Below are 23,929 nucleotides of genomic sequence, written 5' to 3'. Positions count from 1 at the left end.
TTTCATACAGAGCCTAGTAAAGGCGCGCTTTGACCAGCGGCCTGATCAGATAATTGAGCACTGTGCGCTTGCCGCTGAGGATATCCACCTCGGCAACCATGCCGGGGATGATCGGCAGCACCTCATCGCCCTTCTTCAGCTGGCTGCCGTCGGTTTTGATCAGCACCTGGTAGTACGACTCTTTGCCGCGCGGGGTGTCTTCCTCGATGGTGTCGGCGCTGATCTGCTCCAGGGTGCCCTTGAGGTCGCCATAGATGGAGAAGTCGTAGGCGGTGATCTTGACCTTGGCCGGCATGCCCGGCACCAGGAAGGCCACGTCCCGCGGCTTGATTCGCGCCTCGACCAGCAGGCGCTCTTCTACCGGGATCACCTCCATGATCGCCTCGCCCGGCTGGATCACCCCGCCGCGGGTGTTGATCAGCACGGTGTTGACCCGCCCGCGCACCGGCGACAGGATCTCGGTGCGGCGCAACTGGTCCTGGCGTTGCTGGATGATCGGCTCCAGGGCGCTGAGGTCGGCCTTGCGCTGCGAGCGCTCGGTGTAGGCGTCCTGGAAGTAGGTGTTCTTCAGCTCGGTGAGCTTGCCGTTGAGGGTGGCGATGTCCTGGCTGAGTTTCAATGCCTCCATCTGGCTGACCGCGCGCTTGGCCACCAGCGGGCGCACCAGGTCGAGCTGGCTCTGGGCCAGGCGGATCTGCGCCTGGATCGAGCGGGTGTTTTCCAGCAACTTGCCGCGCCGCGACTTGAACAGCTCGCGCTCGGAGCGCGCCAACGGGCTGTCGGGGTCGACCCCGGGGCCGAACTCGATGCGTTCCTTGCCCAGCACCTCGGCATCCAGACGGGCGATCGCCGCGCGCAGGCCGTCGGCCTGGTTGGTCGACTCCTGGACGTTGGTCAGAAAGCGCGTTTCATCCAGGCGCACCAGCGGCTGGCCAACCTCCACCAGGTCGCCCTCCTTGACCAGCAGGCGGTCGAGGATGCCGCCTTCCAGGCTCTGGATCTTCTGGATGCGGCTGTACGGCACCACCCGACCATCGCCACGGGTGACCTCGTCGAGCTCGGCCCAGGCCGCCCAGGCGATAGCGATGAGGATGCAGGCCAGCAACAGCCACAACAGCGGCCGGTACACCGGGTGGGTCACCGCCAGCAGCGGGTCGGCCAGCTCGCGGCGCAGTTTCGCCGCCTTGCGCTCAGAGTCCATGTGCACCTCCTGCGGCCTGTGGGGCCTGTACCTGACTGCCCTGCACCACCTGGTCCAGCGGCCCATCCATGATCACCCGGCCCTGGCGCAGCACCACCGCGCGCTCGACCAGGGCAAGCATGCTTTTTTTGTGCGTGGTGATGATCAGGGTGCGTTTGCCCAGCCATTGCTGCAGGTAGTCGATCACCTGTTTTTCGCTGCTCTGGTCGAAGGCTGCGGTGGGTTCGTCGAGCAGCAGTATTGGCGGGTCCTGCAGCAGTACCCGGGCCAGGCCCACGGCCTGGCGCTGGCCGCCAGACAAACTGGCGTTGCCCTGCAGCGGCATGTCCAGGCCCAGCGAATGGCTGCGCACGAAAGCGCCGAGGCCGACGCCGTCGAGGGTTTCCAGCAGTTCGTCATCGCTCAGGGCGGCGCTTTCGAGGTTGAGGTTGTCGCGCAGGCTGCCCTGGAACAACGCCACCTCCTGGGGCAGGTAGCCAATACCGCGCTGGCGGTCGGCCGGGTCGATCTGGCTGAGGGCGACGTCATCGAGCAGCAGGCGCCCGGCCTGGGCATCGAGCAAGCCGCTGAGCAGGCGCAGCAGGGTCGACTTGCCGGCGCCGTTGCCGCCCAGCAGCGCTACCCGCTCGCCGGCCTGGATGGTCAGTGCCTGAATGTCCACCACCGGTGGGCTGTCACCGTGGCTCAGGCGCACGCCTTCAAGGCGAAAGTGCCCGTGCAGGTGCGGCTTGTGCACGAAGCGCTTGCCCTGGGGCCGCTCCTGCTCGGCGGCCATCAACTGGTCGAGGCCTTCCATGGCCACCTTGGTGTGCTGCCAGCGCCCGAGAATGCCAGCCGCCTGGGACAGCGGCGCGATGGCTCGCGAGGCGAGGATCGAACAGGCCACCAGGGCACCGACGGTCATCGCCCCTTCGCTGATGCGGTAGACACCGAACACCACCACGCCGACATAGCACAATTGCTGGACGATGCTCGAGGCGTAGCTCAGGCTCGAGGCCAGGGCGTGGGTTTTCATTGCCGTGCTTGAAAGCTCGCCGGTCAGGGTTTCCCACTGCTGCAGGCAACGGCCTTCGGCGCGGGTGGCCTTGACCGTTTCCAGGTGCTCGAAGGCTTCCAGCAGCACGCCGTTTTTCATCGCCCCTTCGCGCAGGTTCTGCCGCGACAGATTACCCAGCAGGCGCTGGGTCAGCAGCCCCGGCAGTACCATCAGCACACAGGCGACGATCGGAACCCAGACCACCTGGCCGCCGATCAGGGCAATGATCAACAAAAAGATCAGCACGAACGGCAAGTCGCTGATCAGCGCGGCGCTGGATGAGGTAAAGAACTCGCGCACCGACTCGAACTCGCGCACCTGGGTGCTGAAGGCGCCCATGGACGCAGGCTTGGCGGCGATCCGCGTGCTCAGCACCCGCGAGAACAACAGGCTGGAGAGCTGCAGGTCGAGGCGCTTGCCCAGCACGTTGAGCAAATGCCCGCGCATGATCCGCAGCACGCCGTCGAGGACAATCGCCAGGGCCACGCCGCTGGCCAGAATCCACAGGGTGTCGAAGGCGGCGTTGGGCACCACGCGGTCATATACCTGCATGGCGAACAGCGCCGAGGCAATCGCCAGGACGTTGGCCACCAGGGCGGCGGCGGCCACTTCGGCGTAAGAACGCCAGAGCTTTTTCAGCGGGCCGAAAAACCAGTGCTCGGGCACCGCCCTGGCGTAATCCCCTACCCGCTCGTCGGCGCGAAACCGGCACTTGGCGAACACCGCCGTGCCGCTGTACAGCGCCGCCAGTTCAGCCAGGGGCAAACGCTCGCCGCCGCCATCGCTCTGCGGTACCAGCACCTGAGCGTGCTCAGCGTCGAGCTTGACCAGCACCAGGCTGCGCCCGTCGTTGAGCAGCAACAGCGCGGGCAGCAGGTAGTTGTCCATCTGCGCCAGCGGCAGTTGATCGACCCGCGCGGTGATATCGGCGCGGCGCAAAGCCCGGGCGACCATGCGCAGCGGCAGGCGGCCGTACTCCAACGGCAAGCCGTCGACCAGCTCGGCATCGCCCAGCGGCCGCCCCAATTGCCGGCACAGCAACAGCAAGCCCTCGCGCAGCGGATCGTTGAGAGGGTCGTGGTTGAGCACCACGACGTTGTCGGCAATCCTGTTGTCAGCTTCCATTCAAGCGATTCTCCACCAGTGGGCCCAACAAGCCGACCTGTGCGGCCGCCCGGTACTCGATGCGTTTGCGTTCGATGTGCAGGTTGATCAGTTGCCGCTCGGCCTCGAAGCGTTCACGCTGGACGTTGAGCAGGTCGATCACATCGCGCCGGCCCACCTCGAACTGCTCGCGGTACAGCTCGCTGACCTGCGCCGACTCGGTGACCTGCTGCTGCAGCGACTTCTCCCGCCAACCCAGGGTTTCGCTGTTGTCGAACAAGGTCTGCAATTGGCGGCGGATGTCGCGCTGCATGGCATCGGCGGTAAAGCGCGCCGACTCCAGGCGTTGCTGCGCGGCGGTCGGGCGGCGGAAGTTGGACAGGCCCTGGAAGGTGTCCATGCGCAAGCGCAGGGCCACCACCGAGTCGCTTTCCGGATGCCCGCCGACTTCCCGGCGCAAGGCTGTGGCTTCGATATTCAGTTGCGGCAGCAACGACGCCTTGGCCTCGCGAACCTGGGCTTCGGCAACGTTGGCGTCTTCCAGCGCCTTGCGTTGCAAGGGCGCGTCGTGGATCACCCGGGTCAGGTCGCTTGAGGCCAGGTAGCGCTTGAGCGACAGCGGCTCGGGGTCGCTGAGGACATCGGGTTCCTGGCCAACCAGGAGGGCGTACTGGTTGCGGGCATCCTGCAGGTTGCCCTTCTCCAGCGCCAGTTGCTCCTGGGCCCGTGCCAGTTCAAGGTTGGCGCGGTCCAGCTCGCTGCGGTCGGCATAGCCGTCGCCGCCACGGTCTTCGGTCATCTGGCGGATGCCACCGAGGCGCTGCAGGTGCTCGCGCACCGCCTCGACCCGGCGCTCGGCCGCCAGTACATCCAGGTAGGTCTCGACGATATCCAGCGCGGCATCGTCGCGGGCCACCAGTAACGCCTGCGACAGTTTGCGCTGGGTGGCGCTGGCGCTGTCGACCTTGCTGTTGACCCGGCCCCAGTCATAGAGCATCTGCGAGGCGGTCAGGTCGTAGACCACATCGCCAAAATCGAACTCCTGCGGCCCGCCAGACACCGACACCGACGGGTAGTAGCCGCCTTTGGCAATCTCCACTTCTGTTCCGGCGCGATCGGCTTCGGCCATCGCCGAGCGCACCTCAGGGTGAATCGCCAGCCCTGCCCGGACCGCCTGGTCCAGTGGCATGGCTGGCGCAACCATCGGCAGGCCCAGCGCCAGCAGCCACAGGGCCACTTGCGCTTGCCGCCGTCCCTTGCGCGCGTACTGCATGCGCGCTGCCATCACACGACAACCTGAACCGTATTGTCCTCGACCAGCAAGATGTTGGCGCCAAAGGTGTAGACGTCGTAGTTGACGCCGTTGATCGCCTGGCTGGTCCCGGTGTTCACCGCCCCGACCACGTTCAGGGTGTCGTTGCTTTCACCGGTGATCTGCAGGGTGTTGTTGGCATCGGTAATGGCGTTGACCTCCGCTGCGGTCAGGGTCAGCACGCTGCCCGAATCGCCCTTGCCCAGGTCGATACGCTCGATATTGCTCAGCGTGCCGGCCCCCACCGAGTTGTAGTCCAGGTCGATGCCGTTGGCGAACAACAGGGTATCGAAGCCCGCCCCGCCGTCGATGCTGACAAAGTTGGTGGCGGTGATCTGGATGGTGTCGTTGCCGTCACCCGCCACCACATGATCGCCGGTGCCGACGTTGAAGATCAGGTCGCTGCCGGCCCCGCCATTGATATGCTCGGAGCTGCCGTTGGCCCCCGCCATCACGTCGTCGCCGGCGGTGCCGTTGACGTCGATCTGGCCAATGTTCAGCGACAGGCCGTTGGGCACCAGAGTGATGCCATAGGCGGCGCTGTCGTTGCCCTGACCATCGGTTGAGACAACGTTGAAGGAGATCTGCGAGCCAAGGTTGAGGATGTCGGTAATGTTCAGCCCCAACTGGGTGAGGACGCTCGGGCTCAGCAGGTTCAGGGCAAAGTGCCCAGTGCCATCGGCGTTGATTGGCAGCAGTTCGACGTTCAGCACCGGGGTGATAACGCGAATCACCAGGCTGGAACCGGCCTCGGTGGTACCGCTGAAGCCAAACCTGGGGTTCAGCGGGTTGAGGCTGACATCGACCCCGAAGCCGCCGATGGTCACCGGCTGCTCGATGCTGGCGCCAATGCCGATGCTGGCGACGTTGCTCGGGTTGCCGGCCGGGTCGCGGCCGACCACCGAGACCTGGGCACTGAGCAGTTGGTCCCAGCTGAAGTCGATGTCAAGGTCAGTGAGCAGGTTCAGCGACGCCAGCCCGCTGTTGTCGGCGGTTACCGTTACCGTAGCGACTACCCCGCCGACGGTCAGGTTGACGGTCAGCTCGGTGCCAGGTTCGGCTGAGATGGTCAGCAGGTTGCCGACCAGCGACAGCACCGGGGTGGCCGGCGGCACGGTGTCGATGGTGAACGGTGCCGGCGTCGAGGCGGCGCCGCCGTTGATGTCGGCCGTGACGGTCGAGGCGCCCTGCGGGAACGGCCCCTGCCCGCCTGGCGGGGTCAGGGTCAGGGTCACGCTGCCAGCGCTGATATCACCGGCCGTCAGGGTATGGCTGACCTCGGCTTCATAGCCGTTCTGGCCGGCGAACTTGACGGTGACCACCTGGCCGGCCTGCATGGTCGGCCGCACGCTCACGTTGACCTGGATGCCATCGCTGATTTCGGCGGCGTTGATCCAGGTATCGGCGGCTTCCGGCACGCTGATGGTTGGCGGCGCCAGGTCCGGGGCAATGACGCTGCCCGGGCCGCTGACGTTGCCGGCCGCATCCACCGCCACCGCCGACAGCAGCTCGCCGGTAATCAGTGGTGGTGCGAACGGCAGGCTGAAGTTGCCGCTGCCATCGACGTTGACCGTGATCGGGTTGGCGCTGTCGCCGTTGACCACGATGCGCACCTGGCTGTTGGCCTCGGCGGTACCGGTGAGCAACGCGCCGTCGGCACTGATGCTCAGCACCGGCGCGCCCGGTTCCACGCTGTCGACCGTGGTGGTTGCCGGCCCGCTGTCATTGCCGGCGGCGTCCTCGGCCACGGCATTGACCACGGTGCCGTTGGCCAGCGGGCTGGCCGGGGTGAAGTTCCAGTTGCCGCTGCCATCGGCGGTGGTCTCACCAATCGGGTTGCCGCCGCCATCGGTAAGGATGACCTTGGCGCCGATTTCGGCAGTACCGCTGATGACCGCGCCGTTGCTCGGGTTGATCACCGGTGCGGCAGGCGCCACGGAATCCACTGTGGTGCTAGCCGGGCCGCTGTTGTTGCCGGCGGCGTCCTGGGCCACGGCATTGACCACCGTGCCGTTGGCAAGTGGCGCGCCGGGGGTGAAGCTCCAGTTGCCGCTGCCATCAGCAGTGGTTTGACCGATCGGGTTGCCGCTGCCGTCAGTAAGGATGACCTTGGCACCGATCTCGGCGGTACCGCTGATGATCGCGCCATTGCTCGGGTTGATCACCGGTGCGCCAGGCGCCACCGCGTCAATGGTAGTGCTGACCGGCCCGCTGCTGTTGCCAGCGGCATCCTGGGCCAGCGCATTGATCACGGTGCCGTTGGCAAGTGGCACGCCTGGGGTGAAGCTCCAGTTGCCGCCGCCATCAGCAGTGGTTTGACCGATCGGGTTGCCGCTGCCGTCGGTGAGAATGACCTTGGCGCCGGCTTCGGCGGTACCGACAATGATCGCGCCGTTGCTCGGCTCGATTACCGGTGCGGCCGGCGCCACGGCGTCAACCGTGGTACTGACCGGGCCGCTATTGTTGCCGGCAGCATCCTGGGCCACGGCATTGATTACCGTCCCATTGGCCAATGGCGAGCCCGGAACAAAGCTCCAGTTGCCGCTGCCATCAGCGGTGGTTTGACCAATCGGATTGCCGCTGCCATCGGTAAGAATGACCTTGGCGCCGATTTCCGCGGTGCCGGTGATCACCGCACCATTGCTCGGGTTGATCACCGGCGCGGCAGGCGCCACGGCATCCACCGTGGTGCTGGCCGGGCCGCTGCTGTTGCCGGCAGCGTCCTGGGCCACGGCATTGACGACGGTGCCATTGGGCAACGGGCTGGCCGGGGTGAAGCTCCAGTTACCACTGCCATCGGCAGTGGTTTGACCAATCGGGCTGCCGCTGCCGTCGGTAAGGATGACCTTGGCACCCGCTTCGGCGGTGCCGCTGATCGCTGTGCCATTGCTCGGATCGACCACCGGCGCGCCGGGCGCCACGGCATCAACCACCGTACTGGCCGGGCCGCTGTTGTTGCCGGCGGCGTCCTGGGCGACGGCGTTGACCACCGTGCCATTGGCCAACGGCGGCAGCGGTGTGTAGCTCCAGTTGCCGCTGCCATCGGCGCTGGTCTGACCGATCGGGTTGCCGCTGCCATCGGTGAGGATCACCGTGGCATTGGCTTCGGCAGTACCGACAACAACTGCCCCGTTGCTGGCATTGATCACCGGTGTTGCCGGTGCCACGGCATCCACCGTGGTGCTGGCCGGGCCGCTGCTGTTGCCTGCGGCGTCCTCGGCCACGGCGTTGACCACGGTGCCATCGGGCAGCGGCGTGCCTGGCACGAAGCTCCAGTTACCGCTGCCATCGGCGGTGGTTTCACCAATCGGGTTGCCACTGCCATCGGTCAGAACGACCTTGGCGCCGATTTCGGCGCTGCCGCTGATGACCACGCCGTTACTGACGTTGACCACCGGCACCGCAGGCGCCACGGCATCCACCGTGGTACTGCCCGGGCCACTGCTGTTGCCGGCAGCATCCTGGGCCACGGCATTGACCACAGTGCCATTGGGCAGCGGGCTGGCCGGGGTGAAGCTCCAGCTACCACTGCCATCGGCTGTAACCTGGCCAATCGGGTTGCCGCCGCCGTCAGTAAGGATGACCGTGGCACCCGCCTCGGCGGTTCCGCTGATGACTGCACCATTGCTCGGGTTGACGACCGGTGCGCCGGGGGCCACGGCGTCGACCGTGGTGCTGCCTTGCAGACTGGTGTTGCCGGCAGCGTCCTGAGCTACGGCATTGACCACCGTGCCGTTGGCAAGTGGCGAGCCCGGGGTGTAGCTCCAGTTGCCGCTGCCATCGGCCGTCACCTGGCCAATCGGGTTGCCGCTGCCGTCGGTGAGGATAACCTTGGCACCGGCTTCAGCAGTGCCGACGATGACCGCGCCGTTACTCGGGTCGATCACCGGCGCAGCCGGGGCCACCGCGTCAATGGTAGTGCTGACCGGGCTGCTGGTGTTGCCGGCCGCGTCCTGGGCCACGGCATTGATTACCGTGCCATTGGGCAAGGGGCTTCCTGGGGTGAACGTCCAGTTGCCGCTGCCGTCGGCCGTTACCTGGCCAATCGGGTTGCCGCTGCCATCGGTAAGGATGACCTTGGCACCCATCTCGGCGGTACCGCTGATGACCGCGCCATTGCTCGGGTTGATCACCGGCGCGGCAGGCGCCACGGCATCCACCGTGGTGCTGCCCGGGCCGCTGCTGTTGCCGGCAGCGTCCTGGGCCACGGCATTGACGACGGTGCCATTGGGCAACGGGCTGGCCGGGGTGAAGCTCCAGTTACCACTGCCATCGGCAGTGGTTTGACCAATCGGGTTGCCGCCGCCATCGGTGAGCAGGATGGTCGCGCCGGCTTCGGCAGTACCGCTGATCTCGGCGCCGTTGCTCGGCTCGACCAGCGGCGCCGCGGGCGCAACGCCATCAATCGTGGCAACCGCCGCCGCACTGTCGACCCCGCTGGGGTTGCGCGCCACGACATTGATCACGGTGCCGTCCGGCAGCGGCACACCGGGGGTGAAGCTCCAGTTGCCGCTGCCGTCGGCCGTCACCTGGCCGATCGGGTTGCCGTTGCCGTCGGTGATGATGAGGGTGTTGCCGGCATCGGCGCTGCCGCTGATGACCGAACCGTTGCTGGGGTCGATCTGCGGGATCGACGGCAACGAGGTATCTACGATAGTGCTAGCGGGCGCGCCGGTGTTGCCGGCCGCGTCGGTGGCGGTGACATTGACCACGGTGCCGTTGGGCAGTTGCGCACCGGGGGTGAACGTCCAGTTGCCGCTGCCATCGGCGGTGGTCTGGCCGATCGGGTTGGCGCTGGCGTCGGTCAGGGTAACGGTGCTGTTGGCCTCGGCGGTGCCGTTGAGGGTATTACCGTTGCTTGGGTTGACCGCCGGCGCTGGCGGCGGCACGGCATCCACCGTGGTGGTGCCCGGGCCGCTGGTATTGCCGGCCGGGTCCTGGGCCACGGCATTGATCACCACGCCGTTGACCAATGGCGCAGCAGGCGTGAACGTCCAGTTGCCGCTGCCGTCGGCGGTGGTCTGGCCGATCGGATTGCCACCACCATCGGTGATGATGATCCTGGCCCCCGCTTCGGCAGTGCCGCTGATGGTGCTGCCATTGCTCGGATTGATGACCGGTGCGTCCGGGGCAACGCTGTCCACGGTGGTGGCGGCCTGCAGGCCCGTGTTGCCAGTCGGATCGGTGGCGGTGGCAATCACCACGGTGCCGTTGGCCAGCGGGCTGCCCGGGGTGAAGCTCCAGTTGCCGCTGCCATCGGCGGTCACCTGGCCAATCGGGTTGCCGCTGCCATCCTTGAGGACAACCGTGGCACCGGCTTCGGCGGTGCCGCTGATGGTGGCGCCATTGCTCGGGTTGATGACCGGGGCCGCAGGCGCCGAGCTGTCGACGGTGACGCTGGCCGGTGCGCTGAGGTTGCCGGCAGCATCCTGGGCGACAACGTTGACCACGGTGCCATCGGCCAGCGCCGAACCCGGGGTGTAGGTCCAGTTGCCGCTGCCGTCGGCAAAGACTTCGGCGATCGGGTTGCCGCTGCCGTCGGTGAGAATGACTTTGCTGTTGGCTTCGGCGGTGCCGCTCAGGCTGTTGCCGTTGCTCAGGTTGACCGTCGGGGCCGGCGGCGCGACGGCATCCACTACGGCAGAAGCCGGTGCGCCGGTGTTACCGGCCGGGTCGGTGGCCACCGCATTGACCACGGTGCCGTTGGGCAGCGGGCTGCCCGGGGTAAAGCTCCAGTTGCCGCTGCCGTCGGCGGTCACCTGGCCAATCGGGTTGCCGCTGCCATCGGTCAGGGTGACGGTGGCGCCGGCTTCGGCGGTACCACTGATGACGCTGCCATTGCTCGGGTTGAGTAGCGGCGCGCCCGGAGCGACGCTGTCTACCGTGGTGGCCGCTGGAGCACCGGTGTTGCCGGTCGGGTCGGTGGCCGTGGCCACCACCACCGTGCCGTTGGGCAACGGGCTGCCCGGGGTGAAGCTCCAGTTGCCGCTACCATCGGCCGTGACCTGGCCTATCGGGTTGCCGCTGCCATCCTTGAGCAGCACCGTGGCGCCGGCTTCGGCGGTGCCGCTGATGACGCTACCATTGCTCGGGTTGAGTACCGGAGCCGCAGGTGCCGAGCTGTCGACGCTTACGCTCGCCGGCGGGCTACTGTTACCTGCCGCGTCCTGGGCGAGCACATTGATTACCGTGCCATCGGCGATTGGCGTGCCCGGGGTGTAACTCCAGTTACCGCTGCCATCGGCGGTCACCTCGGCAATCGGGTTGCCGTTGCCATCGCTGATGATCACCTTGCTGTTGGCTTCGGCGGTGCCACTGAGGCTGCTGCCATTGCTCGGATTGATGGTCGGCGCCAGTGGCGCGACTGCATCGACAGTGACGCTGGCCGGGCCGCTGCTGTTGCCGGCGGCGTCCTGGGCCACGGCATTGATCACGCTGCCATCGGGCAACGCGGCGCCCGGAGTAAAGCTCCAGTTGCCGCTGCCGTCAGCAGTGGTTTCACCAATGGGGTTACCACTGCCGTCGCTGAGAATGACCTTGGCACCGGCTTCGGCAGTACCGCTGATGACCGCGCCATTGCTCGGATTGACCTGCGGTGCGGCCGGTGCCTGGGCATCGACGACAGTACCGCCGGGGGCGCTGGTGTTGCCGCTGGCGTCGGTGGCGGTGACGTTGACCACGGTGCCGTCGGGTAACGGGCTACCCGGGGTGAAACTCCAGCTGCCGCTGCCATCGGCGCTGGTTTGACCAATCGGGTTACCACTGCCGTCGGTCAGGATGACGGTCGAACCGGGTTCGGCAGTACCGCTGATGACACCGCCATTGCTCGGGTTGACCACTGGCGCCGCGGGCGCTACAGCGTCGACGCTGACCGTTGCCGGCACGCTGGTGTTGCCCGCCGCATCCTGGCTGACCACACTGACCACGGTGCCATCGGCAATTGGCATGCTGGGGGTGTAGCTCCAGTTGCCACTGCCATCGGCGCTGGTCTGGCCGATGGGATTGCCGTTACCGTCGCGGATGATCACCGTGCTGCCTGGCTCGGCGCTGCCGCTAAGCTCGCTGCCATTGCTCGGGTTGACCGTCGGTGCGCCAGGCGCTACGCCGTCGACGGTGGCGCTGGCCGGGCCACTGATGTTGCCGGCGGCATCCTGGGCCACGGCATTGACCACGGTGCCATCGGGCAACGGCGTGGCCGGGGTAAAACTCCAGTTGCCGTTGGCATCGGCAGTGGCCTGGCCGATCGGGTTGCCGCTGCCGTCGGTCAGGGTGATGGTCGCCCCGGCTTCGGCGCTACCGCTGATCTCGCTACCGTTGCTCGGGTTGATCTGCGGCGCTGCCGGCGCCACGCCGTCGACGGTGATCGACGCCGGCGGGCTGCTGTGGCCGCTGGCATCCTGGGCCACCACAGTGACCACGGTGCCATCGGCCAGCGCCGTGCCTGGCGTAAAGCTCCAGTTGCCATTGCCGTCGGCGACCGTCTGGCCGATCGGGTTGCCATTACCGTCGGTGATCACCAGGATTACGCCGGGCTCGGCAGTACCCGACAGCTCGCTGCCATTGCTGGCATTGACCTGGGGTGCATCCGGGTAATCGGGGGCCTGGACGCTGACGCCCGGGCTGCTGTTGCCGGCAGGGTCAGTGACCACCACGGTGACGGTCTGGCCATCGGTCAGCGGTGGATCAAGCGGCACCTGGAAGCTGCCATCGCTGCCGATCACCGCCGTGACATCCGGCTGGCCATCGCCATTGGTGTCGACACCAACGCTGGCACCGGGCTCGCCATTGCCGCTGACGCTGCTGCCGTCGGGCGCCACTTCGACATCCGTGGGCGCCGCCGGGGCGGTGGTGTCCGGTGCGCTGGCCTGGGCTGGCGGGCTGCTGTTGCCGGCCGGGTCGGTGATCACCACGGTCACCGTCTGGCCATTGCTCAGCGGTGGGTTAAGCGGCACCTGGAAGCTGCCGTCAGGGCCGATGATCACCGTGATGTCGGGATGACCGTCGCCATCGGTGTCGATGCCCGCCGTGGCTCCCGGCTCACCCTTGCCACTGACCAGGGTGCCATCGGGGGAGACTTGCAGATCGCTTGCCGGCGCCGGTGCGGTGGTGTCCGGTGCGGTGATCTGGGTCGGCGGGCTGCTGTTGCCGGACGGGTCGGTGACCACCACGGTCACCGTTTCACCGTTGGTCAGTGGCGGGTTCAACGGTACCTGGAAGCTGCCATCGGCGCCGACCACCACGGTTGCATCAGGCTTGCCGTCGCCGTTAGTGTCGATGCCGACGGTAGCGCCCGGCTCGGCCTTGCCGCTCACCGAACTGCCGTCGGTGGCCACCTGCAACCCCGTCGCTGCACCCGGCGCGGTGGTATCCACCGGTGGGGTTTCACTGCCGCCGCCACCACCGCCGCCGCCACCGCCACTGTTCGACACCGCAACGCCCGCACCAATCACCGCCGCGCCCGCCAGCAGCATCCCCCCTACCCCCAGGCCGCCTGCGGTCGCACCGGCACCGGCGCCCCCGGCAGCGGTCAGCGAGTCAAAGCCTGCAGCGCTTTCCTGGGCGACATAGGTGGCCGCCAGGATGCCCTCTGCGGCAACCGGCGGCAGGCTAACCGCCACCAGCTTGCCTTCATGGACCAGGAACAGCTCACTGGGTGGCTGGCCTTCGGCATAGAAATTGGCAATACGGACGCTCTCGCCGTTCTTGAGCTGCACCACCAGGTCGGCATCGCTTTTCGAATAGCTGGCAACCGCCTCGGGATCGATGTCGAGGGCGATTTCGCTGCTTTCGGTAAGTTTCAGGATGCCGTTGGTAGGGATTTCAGTGACAGCGGCGGACGAGACATTTTGATTGAGGGGGGAAACCTGCGCCTGGATCGACATGCTAGACAGTCCTTTTGCCCATAGATGACCGAAGGGGTCACACTGCTGCCTGAAGAAATAGCAGTTCTGGGAAAAAAAACGATTCTGGCTTTAGGCTTAATACCTAAGCGCACTTAAACGTTTTTGGCGTTAGTCCAAAAGGCTTGCAGCGCCCTTGCAGTTGCGAAAAAAACGGCGATTGACGACACTGCAAAGCCACCTTCAATAGCCTTCGCCATGTCAGTTACCCTGCGCCTTGCCCGCGTCGAAGACGCGCAACTGCTACCCGCCGTCGAACGTTCTGCCGCCCGGGTTTTTGCCGATCAGCCAGGTCTTGAGTGGATTGCCACGGGGCCGGTGATGAGCAGCGACGAGCACCGCCAGTTCATCGACCAGGGCCATGAGTGGGTGCTGGCCGACGCCGACGACGTGCCGCAGGGGTTCCTCTGCGCGCAACCCGCAGGCCGCGACCTGTTCATTCATGAACTCTCGGTTGCGCAATCTGCGCAAGGTCAGGGCCATGGCCGCCGGTTGATCGGCGCCGCCGCTGACTGGGCCCGCGAACACGGCTTCGAAGCCCTGAGCCTGACCACCTTTGCCTGCGTTCCCTGGAACGCGCCCTTCTATGCCCGCCTGGGCTTCGAGACACTCGCTGAACAGCAACTGAGCCAGGCTTTGCGCCAACAGTTGAACCGCGAACAACTGCAGGGACTGATCGGCCGCTGCGCCATGCGCATGAAACTTCAGCCGTTGTCCTGAGGCTGTTCGCGGGCACGCTCGGCCTGGCGCAACTGTGCTTCCTGCTTGCCGATCAGCTGCAGCTGGCGGCGCAATTCCGACACCCGTTCGGCCAGGCTCAAGGCCAGGTCCTGGTTCTGCTTCTCCAGCTCATCGCGTGAACCGCTGAGCTGCGCAAGCTTGACCTCCAGGCCGTGAATTTTCGCCTGCTGGCGATCGCCCTGGGTCTTGAGGCCGCGCTGGGCTTCCTTGAGGGTGCGAACCTGCACCAGCAGGCCTTCGTTGTCGCGGTTAAGGCGGGTCAGTTCGTCTTGCTTGACGATCAGGCTCTGCTGCAACTGGCGCACTTCCACCTGCAGCAACTGTACCTGCGCCTCGTGCCGGCGTTGATCCTGGTCGCGCTGTTCGCGGCTGGCGTTGCGGTAATGCTCAAGGGCATCGCGGGCGTGCTGGTGCTTGTCTTCCAGCGAGCGGACCTGCTCGTCCTTATCGGCCAGGCGCAGGTTCAGTTCGCCCACCGCCTGGTTGAGGGTGGCGTTGCGGGTCTGCTCGCTTTGCAAGCTGGTGCGGGCGGTGGCCAGGGCCTCTGACTCGCTGGCCAGCGCCGCCGCCTGGATTTCATATTGCTGTTGCAAGGCGGCCTGCGCCTGCTGGCTGATCTGCACCTGCGCCAGCAGGGTCTGGCGCTCTTGTTCAAAGGCACTACGGGCAAGGTCGATACGCGCCTCAGCCTCCTCCTGCAGCTGCGCGGCCAGTTGCTCGACCACTGCCGCCAGCGCATCGCTGAGGTTTGCCGTGCTGGCGGGTGCCGCCGGTTGCAGGCTTTCCAGCTCTTTGAGGTAACGATGAATGGTGGTTTTCGAGCCGGTATTACCCAGCTCGATACGTACGGCATCGATACTCGGATGCTCGCCCCGGGCCAGCAGCGCCTGCCGCGCCTTGTGCACTAACGCCTTGTTGATACCGCCACGGGCCATGTCAGCTCCTACTATTTCGTACTGTGATACGTACCATGTATTTACATACTATCCTATTGATCTTCCTCACGCTCAACCAATCAAGTCCTGAGATAAAATAATCACGGCTTATCGCATGTGAGGCGCTAGAATGGCAGGTAAATGTGCCCAGAGCGGTACGCCTGGCGGGAACGAGGCAATGAACACGATCGAGCGCTACCTGCAGGCCGCAGTGCGCGATAACACCCGGCGCAGTTACCAGGCTGCGGTCGAGCACTTCGAAGTGAGCTGGGGAGGCTTTCTGCCGGCCACCGCCGACAGCATCGCCCGCTACCTGGCCGAGCATGCGCACAGCCACTCGATCAGCACCCTCAAGCAGCGCCTGGCAGCGCTAGGGCAATGGCATGTCAGCCAGGGCTTTCCCGACCCGACCAAGGCACCGATGGTGCGCCAGTTGCTCAAGGGCATCCGCACCCTGCACCCGGCCGAACCAAAACAGGCGGCGCCGCTGTTGATCCAGCACCTGCAAACTGCCGTTGGCGTACTTGAGCAAGAAGCCGCTCAGGCCCGCGCCGGGCACGATTTGCCGGCACTGTTGCGCGCCAGCCGCGACAAGGCCTTGCTGTTGATCGGGTTCTGGCGCGGATTTCGCGGCGATGAACTGGCGCGCCTGCAGGTCGAGCATATCCAGGCCCAGGCGGGTATCGGCCTGTCGATCTACCTGCCGCGCAGCAAGGGCGACCGCCAGGCGCTGGGCGTGCGCCATCGGGCGCCGGCACTCAAAGTGTTGTGCCCGGTCCAGGCTTACCTGCAATGGCTTGAAGTGGCAGGCATTGCCCGCGGCCCGGTGTTTCGCAAACTCGACCGCTGGGGCAACCTCGGCGAACAGCCGCTCAACAGCAACAGCCTGATCGGCTTGTTGCGGCGCATCCTCGAACGCGCAGGCGTACCGGCAGCGTTATATACCGGGCACTCGCTGCGCCGCGGCTTTGCCACCTGGGCCACCAGCAATGGCTGGGAGCTCAAGGCGTTGATGAGCCATGTCGGCTGGAAAGACGCCAAGTCGGCGCTGCGCTATATCGATGCGTCGGTGTCGTTTGGCGAGCTGGCGCTGCTCGACGGCAGCGCCCCGGGGCAATTGACGGATCAGTCCTGAAGCGGGCGCTGCATCTTGACGATCTCGATCACCACGCGGCTGTTGCCGCGACTGAAGGTGCCGTTGCCGATCGGCACAAAGCCGTTGGCTTGATAAAAGCCCTGAGCGTTGCGCGTGGCTTCCAGGTAAACGCTGCTGGCCTTCGTCGCGCGGATGCGCTCGATCGCCAGGTTCAGCAGCCGCCCACCGATGCCCTGCCCGGCACCCGCACCGCAGACAAACAGCTTGCTGAGTTCAAAGCCGTCGATCTCGACGAAGCCGAGAATGCTCCCGGCTTGCGCGACCCACAGGTTGCCCTGCTCGATGGCCGGCAGATAAGTCGCCGGTGAGCGGCCATCGAGCCACATGTGAATCTGCTCGACGCTGTAATGCTCGCCACACTGAGACTCGACCGAGTCCTTGTGCACGTTGAAAATGGCCTGCGCATCGGCGGCCCTGGCCTGGCGAAGTACAATCGCGCTCATCTACCCGCTCCCTGCTTTTATGTGGACTGCCTGGCGTATCAGTTACGCGTCTTGCACAGTGTGCCAGGCTTGAGGTGGGCAACGAAGTTGCACGGGCGATGGCGAGCATCCAGTTGCTCGGCGAGGATACCTTCCCAGGCAGTGCGGCAGGCGCCGGTAGAGCCCGGCAGGCAGCAAACCAGGGTGCCATTGGCAAGGCCGGCCAGGGCACGGGTCTGCACGGTGGAAGTGCCGATATCGAGGATCGACAAGGCGCGGAACAACTCGCCAAAGCCATCGATGTGCTTGTCGAACAGGCAGGCCACCGCTTCGGGGGTGCTGTCGCGCCCGGTAAAGCCGGTGCCGCCGGTGATCAGCACCACCTGCACGTCGTCCTCGGCAATCCAGCCGGCGACCTGGGCGCGAATCTTGTACAGGTCATCCTTGAGCAGCACCCGCTCGACCAGGCGGTGGCCCATCTCCACCGCGCGGCTGGCCAGCAGCTCGCCGGAGGTGTCAGTGTCGAAGCTGCGGGTGTCGCTGACAGTCAGCACGGCGATGTTCAGCGGCACGAACACCGCGTCCAGTTTGATACTCATGCACAGCCCCTTGGCAGCAGTCAGGAAGTTGCGGCCAACGCTAGAGGCAAACACCATTAGCGTCCAATCGATAGATCCGACCGGCTTATCGAGGTGGTCTATCGTCTATTGATCAAGCGCCTCTATCAGCCGGTCACTAATGCCCATTGGACGGCCCGGGGGCATTGCTTTACCGTTTTGCCACCCGCCCTACTGACTTGCCAGGCTGCGCCATGGATATCAAACAACTGAAGTTTCTGCTCGCCCTGGACCAGACCCGCCACTTCGGCCAGGCCGCCGCGCTGTGCCATATCACCCAGCCGACCCTGTCGATGCGCCTGCGTAACCTTGAGGACGAACTGAACCTGGTGCTGGTAACCCGTGGCCAGCGTTTCGAAGGCTTTACCGAGGCCGGCGAGCGCATCCTGGCCTGGGCTCGCACCCTGCTGGCCGCCTATGACGGCCTGCAGGCTGAAGCCGCCAGTTGCCGCGGGCAGATCGTCGGCAGCCTGCGCCTGGGCATGGTGCCGCTGTCGAGCTTCAACCCCATGCAGTTTCTCCAGCCCCTGGCCCAGCGCTATCCGGAGCTGCAGTTCCAGCTGTCGTCCTTGAGCTCCGAACAGATCACCGATGGCCTGAGCCGTAACCAGCTGGACCTGGGTATCTGCTACCTGGACCAGATCAACAGCGCCTATTTCGAAGTGATCGAACTGGGCACCACGCGCATGGGCCTGCTGTATGACGTGCGCCATTTTCAGTTCGAACAGGCTGAACTGCCCTGGGAAGCGGTCAGCGCCGTGCCGCTGGGGCTGTTGAGCAAGGGCATGCACTATCGCCAGTCGGTCGATCTGAGCTTTCGCAGCCGCGGCCTGCAGCCCCATGCGGTGCTCGAAAGCGACTCCAGCTACCAGTTGATCCAGGCCGTTTGCGCCGGGATGTGCTGCGCGATCATGCCGCTCGATTACGGCCTCGAAGGCCTCAGCGAGCACCTGCGTATCGTGCCGATCAGTGCTGCCAGCGTGCATGCACCGATCGGCTTGCTGCTGCGGCGTACCGAGCCGCGTTCGGCCATCGCCGAGAAGTGTTTTGCCGAAGTTCGATCACTGCTCGACAGTGAATTGAAACCGGCATGAGCACTAGCCCGGGGTGCGCTCGGCCAGGTCTTCGAGCAGCTCGGCCGACGGCACGAAGAACAGGCCGCCGGTGACCGCGTTGCTGAAGTCCAGCAAGCGGTCGTAATTGCCTGCCGGGCGACCGACGAACATGTTCTCGAGCATCTGCTCGATCGGCGCCGGCGAGCGCGCATAACCAATGAAGTAAGTGCCGAACTCACCGGCGCCGGGGCGGCCGAACGGCATGTTGTCGCGCAGGATCTTCAGCTCTTCGCCGTTCGCGTCGGTGATGGTGGTCAGTGCGCTGTGGGAGTTGCTGGGTTTGGCTTCGTCACCCAGCTCGATGTCCGACAGCTTGGTGCGGCCGATCACCCGCTCCTGCGCCTCGACCGGCAGCGCGTTCCAGGCGCTCATGTTGTGCAGGTACTTTTGCACCAGCACGTAGCTGCCGCCGCTGAAGCCCGGGTCTTCGTCGCCGACCAGGGTGAATTTGGGCACCTGGCGGCCGACCGGGTTCTCGGTACCATCGACGAAGCCGATGATGCTGCGCATGTCGAAGTACCGAAAACCCTGCACTTCGTCCACCACCTTGACTGCATCGCCCAGGGCCGTGATCAGTTGGGTGGCCAGTTCGAAGCACAGGTCCATCTGCTCGGCGCGGATGTGCAAGAGGATATCGCCGGGGGTTGCCGGCGCGCGGCGCCCTTCGACGCCAAACTCGCGGAACGGGTGCAAGGCCTGTGGCCGTGGCCCGCCGAACAGCTGATCCCAGGCATTGGAGGCAAAGCCGCAGACGCACGACAGGTTGCCGGCCGGCACGCGCTTGCCGACCGAGCGGGTCAGGCCGGCGATATCGGCGCACCACTCACGCACGGTTTGCAGTGCCTCACTGCCTGGGGCCAGGGTGGCGACCATGAAAATCGCGCTGCTGGTGATCGGACTGCCCACCGCCTGGGGTTCGGGAATATCGTTGTTCATGGCTGCCTGCACACGGGTCAAAGCCTGCAGCCTAGCAGATCGGCAGCGGCTATGGCGTGACCTGGTAACCCTTGTTCTGCAGGCAACTGGTATAGGCCGAAGCGCTGGTCGCCTCATTGCTGCGTCGGTCCTGCCGACGCTCCTGGCGCTGGCGGGCACCACCGACAACCGCGCCGGCAGCGGCGGTTTCACCGGCACGGTTCTGCCGGTATTGCTGTTTGACGTCATCATCGACACGGTCGTAGACCTCATCATGCTGGCGTCCCCGTACCTCGGCGCCCGCGGCGCCGGCGGCCGCACCCACGGCAGCTCCGCGCACCCGGCCACCGACATGGGCATCGCTGCTGGCGGAACTCGCGGCGACGTTATGGCAATCGTTGATATCGACCTGCACCTGCTGGGCGCTCTGGCCCTTGAGCGGCACCACGGTTTCGGCCCAGCCCTGCGCACATACAGTCGATAACGCCAAGCACAGGCCAATGGAGGACAACCTGTTCATGATGGACTCCGGGATCGGACAGTAGCAACAGTGTAGCTGGCCAGTAGACGCTGGCTTGCCAGCGATGAGGCCAGCACATCAGGTCACACCGGTTCCTCGACCTTGAGTACCTCGCCGCGCTCTTCCAGCAGTTGCACGAAGGTCCTCAAGCTGCGCGATACCGTGCCGCGCCGCCACACCAGCCAGGTGCGCAGGTAGCGAAAGCGCTGGGACAGCGGCCAGACACTGACCGTGCTGCAGCCGGGCATGCTTTCGAGCATGCTGCGCGGCATCAGCGCCAGGCCGGCGCCGGCGCTGACGCAGGCAAGCATGCCGTGGTACGACTCCATCTCAATGATCTTGCCCGGCACCGCCTGGTCCTGGGCAAACCAGTTCTCGAAGTGATGACGGTATGAGCAGTTGGCGCGAAAGGCGTAGATGGTCATGCCGTTGACCTCGCCAGCGCGGGTGATCGGCGTGTGGTTGAGCGGTGCGATCAGCACCATCTCTTCGACGAACACCGGCACCCCCTCGAGCGCCGGGTGCAACACCGGGCCGTCGACGAAGGCGGCGCTCAGGCGCCCGGCCAGCACGCCGTCGATCATCGCCCCGGACGGCCCGGTGGTGAGGTCCAGTTCGACCTTGGCATAGGCCTGGTTGTAAGCCGCCAGCAGCGTCGGAATGCGCACCGCGGCGGTGCTTTCCAGCGAGCCGAGGGCGAAGGCGCCTTGCGGCTCGTCACCCGCCACGGTCAGCCGCGCCTCGGCCACCAGGTCGAGAATACGCCGGGCATAGTCGAGAAAGTTCCAGCCCGCCGGCGACAGGCGCAAACGGCTTTTTTCGCGGATGAACAGCTCGGCACCCAGCTCCTGCTCCAGCTGCTTGATCCGCGTGGTCAGGTTCGACGGCACCCGATGGATGTGCTGGGCCGCGGCACTGATGCTGCCCTGCTCGGCCACCGCCTTGAACATCTCCAGTTGCACCAGGTCCATAGTCATTCTCTCTGCGTGAATGTTTTGCTCAGTATTATTCAGTTTAAGGCAAAGGCACAACGCAGTAGTCTGAAACCGTTCCCCTCCCCTCAGGACCGCCGTGATGACCGCGATCAACTTGCACACCCACGCCTTGTCGATCAACCCCGCCAATGGCGAGCAGATCGGCCACTATGCCTACGAAAGCGACGCTGTCCTCGATGCTGCCCTGAGCCGCGCCGCCCAGGGCTTTGCTGCCTGGCGCCGCACGCCGGTAGCGGAACGCACCGCATTGCTGCTGGCCCTGGCCGGCGCCCTGCGCAACAACGCCGAGGCCATGGCGCGGATGATCACCGACGAAATGGGCAAGCCGGTGGCCCAGGCCAGGGGCGAGATCGAGAAATGCGCGCAGCTCTGCGAGTGGTACGCGGCCAACGGCCCGGCCATGCTCGAGGCTGAAGCGGCCCCGGTGCCCGTCGGCAAGGCGCGCATCGAATACCGTCCACTCGGCCCGCTGCTGGCAGTGATGCCGTGGAACTTCCCGATCTGGCAGGTGCTGCGCGGCGCGGTGCCGGCGTTGCTGGCCGGCAATACCTATGTACTCAAGCACGCGCCGAACGTGATGGGCAGCGCCTACCTGCTGCTCGAGGCGTTCCAGCGCGCAGGTTTCCCCGAGGGCGTGTTCGAGGTGATCAACGTCACCCCAGAGGGCGTGTCCAAGGCCATCGCCGACCCGCGCATTGCCGCCGTGACTCTGACTGGCAGCGTACGCGCCGGTACCGCCATCGGCCCCCAGGCCGGCGCCGCGCTGAAAAAGTGCGTGCTGGAGCTGGGCGGCTCGGACCCGTTCATCGTTCTAAACGATGCCGACCTTGATGAAGCGGTCAAGGCCGCCGTCATCGGCCGTTACCAGAACACCGGCCAGGTCTGCGCCGCAGCCAAGCGCCTGATCGTCGAGCAAGGCGTGGTCGAGGCCTTCACCCGCAAATTCGTCGAGGCCACCCAGGCCCTGGTCATGGGCGATCCGCATGCCAGCGAGACCTACATCGGCCCGATGGCCCGCTTCGACCTGCGCGAAGAGCTCGACCAGCAAGTCCAGGCAACCCTGGCCGAGGGCGCGACCCTGCTGCTTGGCGGTGGCAAGGTGCAAGGCAACGGCAACTACTACCAGCCCACCGTGCTGGCCGACGTCACCGACCAGATGACTTCGTTCAAGCAGGAGTTGTTCGGCCCGGTGGCCTCGATCATCACCGCCCGCGATGCCCGCCATGCCCTGCAACTGGCCAACGACAGCGAATTCGGCCTGGCCTCGACTATCTACACTGCCAATGCTGCGTTGGCCGAGCAACTGGCCGATGAGCTGGACACCGGCGGCGTGTTCATCAACGGCTACTGCGCCAGCGACCCGCGGGTGACCTTCGGCGGCGTGAAGAAGAGCGGCTTTGGCCGTGAGTTGTCGCACTTCGGCGTACGCGAGTTCTGCAATGCGCAGACTGTGTGGGTGGACCGCAACTGACAGCCGCCACGGCTAAAGGCCCATCGCCAGGCGTAACTGCCTGGCCAGCGCAACGGCTTGTTCGCGGCTGGTGACATTGGTAAAGCCGATCAACAACCCGCGCCGTTGCCCGGGTTGTCGGTACCAGCCTGAAAGCGGCTCGATCGCCAGGCCAAGCACCCGCGCGCGGCGGGCAATCGCACAATCGTCGAAGCCGCCGCGCACATCTGCCACCAGGTGCATGCCGCCTGCCTGATTGTCCAGTTGCAGATACTCACCGAGTTCGGCCTGCAAGGCCTCGACCAGTTGCTGGCGCCGCTGGGCATAGAGGCTGCGCATCTTGCGCAAGTGCCGGGCAAAATGGCCTTCTTCGATAAATGCGCTCACCGTCGCTTGCAACAACTGCGGGCAGTGGTTGTGCATGTCCCGGGCCACGCTGGCGAAGCGCTCTACCTGGGCCTGAGGAACCACCAGATAGGCCAGGCGTATGCCCGGCGCCAGTACTTTGCTGAAGGTCGCGCAGTACAGCACCCGCCCCTCGCTGTCGAGGCTCTTGAGTGCCGGCACCGGCCGGCCGCGGTAACGGTACTCGCTGTCGTAGTCGTCCTCGATGATCCAGCTGCCCTGGCTACTGGCCCAGTCCAGCAGGCGCTGGCGCCGCGGCAGCGACAGCGTGACGCCAAGAGGGCTCTGGTGATGGGGCGTGACCAGGGCAAAGCGCGCATCAGCAGCCCGAGCGATAGCGGCGTCGACATCAAGGCCGTCGCCATCCACCGGCACCGGCACCAACTGCACCCGGGCGTGCTCAAGAAAACGCCTGGCCTGGAAGTAACCCGGGTCTTCGAACCAGCAGCGGTCACCGTCCTCCAGCAGGCTGGAGCAGATCAGGTCGAGACAGGCACGGTAGCCTGCGCAGATGAAAACCTGTTGCGCAGTACAGCTGATGCCCCGCGACACCGCCAGGTAACCCGCCAATGCATGGCGCAGGGCAAGCTGCCCTTGAGGGTCCGGGTACGCCAGGCCCTCCACCCCGCTTTGGCGCAAGGTACGCCCCACCAGGCGCGTCCACAGCTTGCGCGGAAAGGCGTCCAGCGCCGGCAAGCCGATCTGCAAGGGCATTGGCAAATACGTTTGCGGCTCCGGGGCCAGCGCTGGCCCCGGCACATCGACATCTACTGCCCTGGTACTTAGCGACGGGGCGACCACCGTGCCTGCCGGGCCCCTGGATTGCACATAGCCTTCACCGCCGAGCATCTGGTAAGCCGCCTCGACCGTGCCGCGCGCCAGGTTGAGTTCCGCCGCCAGGGCCCGCACCGAAGGCAGGCGCTCACCCGGCTGCAAGCGCCCGGTACTGATGGCGTCGCGAAAACGCAAGTAGATCTGTCGATAGAGGGGCGTCATCGTCGGTGGGCTGGAGGCTGGCATGTCCTAGTCATTTGTGCATTTTTTGGACCTATAAGGTAGTCCGTTGCCGCCGTAAAGTAACGGCTCAAATTGATCTGGGAGAAAC

At 65.6% G+C, this 23,929-nt stretch carries 15 protein-coding genes; 4 read left to right on the top strand and 11 right to left on the bottom strand.

The features are described from left to right. Window positions 1-13 precede the first annotated feature (13 nt). Genes BLR26_RS16780 through BLR26_RS16765 form a run of 4 tightly spaced genes read right to left on the bottom strand, consistent with a single transcriptional unit; the run spans window position 14 to window position 13,535 of the window. Complete coding sequence (locus BLR26_RS16780) at window positions 14-1,201, bottom strand: beta-barrel domain-containing protein (RefSeq protein ID WP_093382819.1); 1,188 nt, start codon at window positions 1,199-1,201, stop codon at window positions 14-16. Then, window positions 1,191-3,362, bottom strand: a complete 2,172-nt coding sequence (locus BLR26_RS16775; RefSeq protein WP_093382815.1) for a type I secretion system permease/ATPase — start codon at window positions 3,360-3,362, stop codon at window positions 1,191-1,193. The genes BLR26_RS16780 and BLR26_RS16775 overlap by 11 nt, the downstream gene beginning before the upstream one ends. Next, entirely contained in the window at window positions 3,352-4,626 is a 1,275-nt protein-coding gene (locus tag BLR26_RS16770) for a TolC family protein (RefSeq protein ID WP_093382810.1), read from the bottom strand. Before BLR26_RS16770 ends, BLR26_RS16775 begins: the two co-directional genes overlap by 11 nt. Beyond that, window positions 4,626-13,535 (bottom strand): Ig-like domain-containing protein, encoded by an 8,910-nt coding sequence (locus BLR26_RS16765; RefSeq protein ID WP_093382805.1) that lies wholly within the window; start codon window positions 13,533-13,535, stop codon window positions 4,626-4,628. The genes BLR26_RS16770 and BLR26_RS16765 overlap by 1 nt, the downstream gene beginning before the upstream one ends. A gap of 216 nt (window positions 13,536-13,751) precedes the next feature. Between BLR26_RS16765 and BLR26_RS16760 the strand changes: the two genes are divergently transcribed. Continuing rightward, the gene (locus BLR26_RS16760; RefSeq protein WP_093382802.1) at window positions 13,752-14,273 is read left to right on the top strand and encodes a GNAT family N-acetyltransferase; all 522 of its coding nucleotides are present in this window, start codon (window positions 13,752-13,754) and stop codon (window positions 14,271-14,273) included. Here the strand turns inward: BLR26_RS16760 and BLR26_RS16755 are convergent. After that, window positions 14,258-15,229 (bottom strand): DNA-binding protein, encoded by a 972-nt coding sequence (locus tag BLR26_RS16755; RefSeq protein WP_093382799.1) that lies wholly within the window; start codon window positions 15,227-15,229, stop codon window positions 14,258-14,260. The genes BLR26_RS16760 and BLR26_RS16755 overlap by 16 nt on opposite strands. A gap of 178 nt (window positions 15,230-15,407) precedes the next feature. On the opposite strand from BLR26_RS16755, the gene BLR26_RS16750 reads away from it, so the two are divergent. Continuing rightward, a complete protein-coding gene (locus tag BLR26_RS16750; protein ID WP_045202008.1) occupies window positions 15,408-16,364 on the top strand; it encodes a site-specific integrase in 957 nt (318 codons plus the stop codon). On the opposite strand, the gene BLR26_RS16745 is transcribed toward BLR26_RS16750, so the two are convergent. Beyond that, window positions 16,355-16,828, bottom strand: coding sequence for a GNAT family N-acetyltransferase (locus BLR26_RS16745; protein ID WP_093382793.1), 474 nt, complete (start codon window positions 16,826-16,828; stop codon window positions 16,355-16,357). The two genes, BLR26_RS16750 and BLR26_RS16745, sit on opposite strands and share 10 nt — an antisense overlap. 38 nt (window positions 16,829-16,866) lie before the next feature. Next, window positions 16,867-17,406 carry a molybdenum cofactor biosynthesis protein B gene (gene moaB, locus BLR26_RS16740; RefSeq protein ID WP_093387543.1) on the bottom strand — a complete coding sequence of 180 codons (540 nt, stop codon included), beginning with the start codon at window positions 17,404-17,406 and terminating at the stop codon, window positions 16,867-16,869. Between the two features lie 212 nt (window positions 17,407-17,618). Between moaB and BLR26_RS16735 the strand changes: the two genes are divergently transcribed. Continuing rightward, window positions 17,619-18,518 carry a LysR family transcriptional regulator gene (locus tag BLR26_RS16735; protein ID WP_093382790.1) on the top strand — a complete coding sequence of 300 codons (900 nt, stop codon included), beginning with the start codon at window positions 17,619-17,621 and terminating at the stop codon, window positions 18,516-18,518. Between the two features lie 3 nt (window positions 18,519-18,521). Here the strand turns inward: BLR26_RS16735 and BLR26_RS16730 are convergent, their stop codons facing one another. The 3 genes from BLR26_RS16730 to BLR26_RS16720 all read right to left on the bottom strand — a co-directional run bounded on the left by BLR26_RS16730 (window position 18,522) and on the right by BLR26_RS16720 (window position 20,945). Then, entirely contained in the window at window positions 18,522-19,475 is a 954-nt protein-coding gene (locus tag BLR26_RS16730) for a Dyp-type peroxidase (RefSeq protein ID WP_093382787.1), read from the bottom strand. A gap of 49 nt (window positions 19,476-19,524) precedes the next feature. Next, complete coding sequence (locus tag BLR26_RS16725; protein ID WP_093382783.1) at window positions 19,525-19,974, bottom strand: YMGG-like glycine zipper-containing protein; 450 nt, start codon at window positions 19,972-19,974, stop codon at window positions 19,525-19,527. 83 nt (window positions 19,975-20,057) lie between these two features. After that, entirely contained in the window at window positions 20,058-20,945 is an 888-nt protein-coding gene (locus tag BLR26_RS16720; protein WP_093382780.1) for a putrescine utilization regulator PtrR, read from the bottom strand. A gap of 103 nt (window positions 20,946-21,048) precedes the next feature. Between BLR26_RS16720 and BLR26_RS16715 the strand changes: the two genes are divergently transcribed. Next, window positions 21,049-22,440, top strand: coding sequence for an aldehyde dehydrogenase family protein (locus tag BLR26_RS16715; protein WP_093382776.1), 1,392 nt, complete (start codon window positions 21,049-21,051; stop codon window positions 22,438-22,440). Window positions 22,441-22,452: 12 nt separating this feature from the next. On the opposite strand, the gene BLR26_RS16710 is transcribed toward BLR26_RS16715, so the two are convergent. Beyond that, entirely contained in the window at window positions 22,453-23,844 is a 1,392-nt protein-coding gene (locus tag BLR26_RS16710; protein ID WP_093382773.1) for a MocR-like pyridoxine biosynthesis transcription factor PdxR, read from the bottom strand. Window positions 23,845-23,929: the final 85 nt, after the last annotated feature.

This window comes from Pseudomonas sp. UC 17F4 (assembly GCF_900101695.1).
Classification (GTDB): Bacteria; Pseudomonadota; Gammaproteobacteria; order Pseudomonadales; family Pseudomonadaceae; genus Aquipseudomonas.
Note: the sequence above shows the minus strand (reverse complement) of the source record. Positions and strands in the feature narration are given on the sequence as shown.

Coding starts and splice junctions, on each gene's coding strand:
- BLR26_RS16735 (WP_093382790.1), top strand. CDS start 17,619: ATGGATATCAAACAACTGAAGTTTCTGCTCGCCCTGGACCAGACCCGC.
- BLR26_RS16775 (WP_093382815.1), bottom strand. CDS start 3,362: ATGGAAGCTGACAACAGGATTGCCGACAACGTCGTGGTGCTCAACCAC.
- moaB (WP_093387543.1), bottom strand. CDS start 17,406: ATGAGTATCAAACTGGACGCGGTGTTCGTGCCGCTGAACATCGCCGTG.
- BLR26_RS16750 (WP_045202008.1), top strand. CDS start 15,408: ATGAACACGATCGAGCGCTACCTGCAGGCCGCAGTGCGCGATAACACC.
- BLR26_RS16710 (WP_093382773.1), bottom strand. CDS start 23,844: ATGCCAGCCTCCAGCCCACCGACGATGACGCCCCTCTATCGACAGATC.
- BLR26_RS16715 (WP_093382776.1), top strand. CDS start 21,049: ATGACCGCGATCAACTTGCACACCCACGCCTTGTCGATCAACCCCGCC.
- BLR26_RS16720 (WP_093382780.1), bottom strand. CDS start 20,945: ATGGACCTGGTGCAACTGGAGATGTTCAAGGCGGTGGCCGAGCAGGGC.
- BLR26_RS16725 (WP_093382783.1), bottom strand. CDS start 19,974: ATGAACAGGTTGTCCTCCATTGGCCTGTGCTTGGCGTTATCGACTGTA.
- BLR26_RS16745 (WP_093382793.1), bottom strand. CDS start 16,828: ATGAGCGCGATTGTACTTCGCCAGGCCAGGGCCGCCGATGCGCAGGCC.
- BLR26_RS16760 (WP_093382802.1), top strand. CDS start 13,752: ATGTCAGTTACCCTGCGCCTTGCCCGCGTCGAAGACGCGCAACTGCTA.
- BLR26_RS16765 (WP_093382805.1), bottom strand. CDS start 13,535: ATGTCGATCCAGGCGCAGGTTTCCCCCCTCAATCAAAATGTCTCGTCC.
- BLR26_RS16755 (WP_093382799.1), bottom strand. CDS start 15,229: ATGGCCCGTGGCGGTATCAACAAGGCGTTAGTGCACAAGGCGCGGCAG.
- BLR26_RS16780 (WP_093382819.1), bottom strand. CDS start 1,201: ATGGACTCTGAGCGCAAGGCGGCGAAACTGCGCCGCGAGCTGGCCGAC.
- BLR26_RS16770 (WP_093382810.1), bottom strand. CDS start 4,626: ATGGCAGCGCGCATGCAGTACGCGCGCAAGGGACGGCGGCAAGCGCAA.
- BLR26_RS16730 (WP_093382787.1), bottom strand. CDS start 19,475: ATGAACAACGATATTCCCGAACCCCAGGCGGTGGGCAGTCCGATCACC.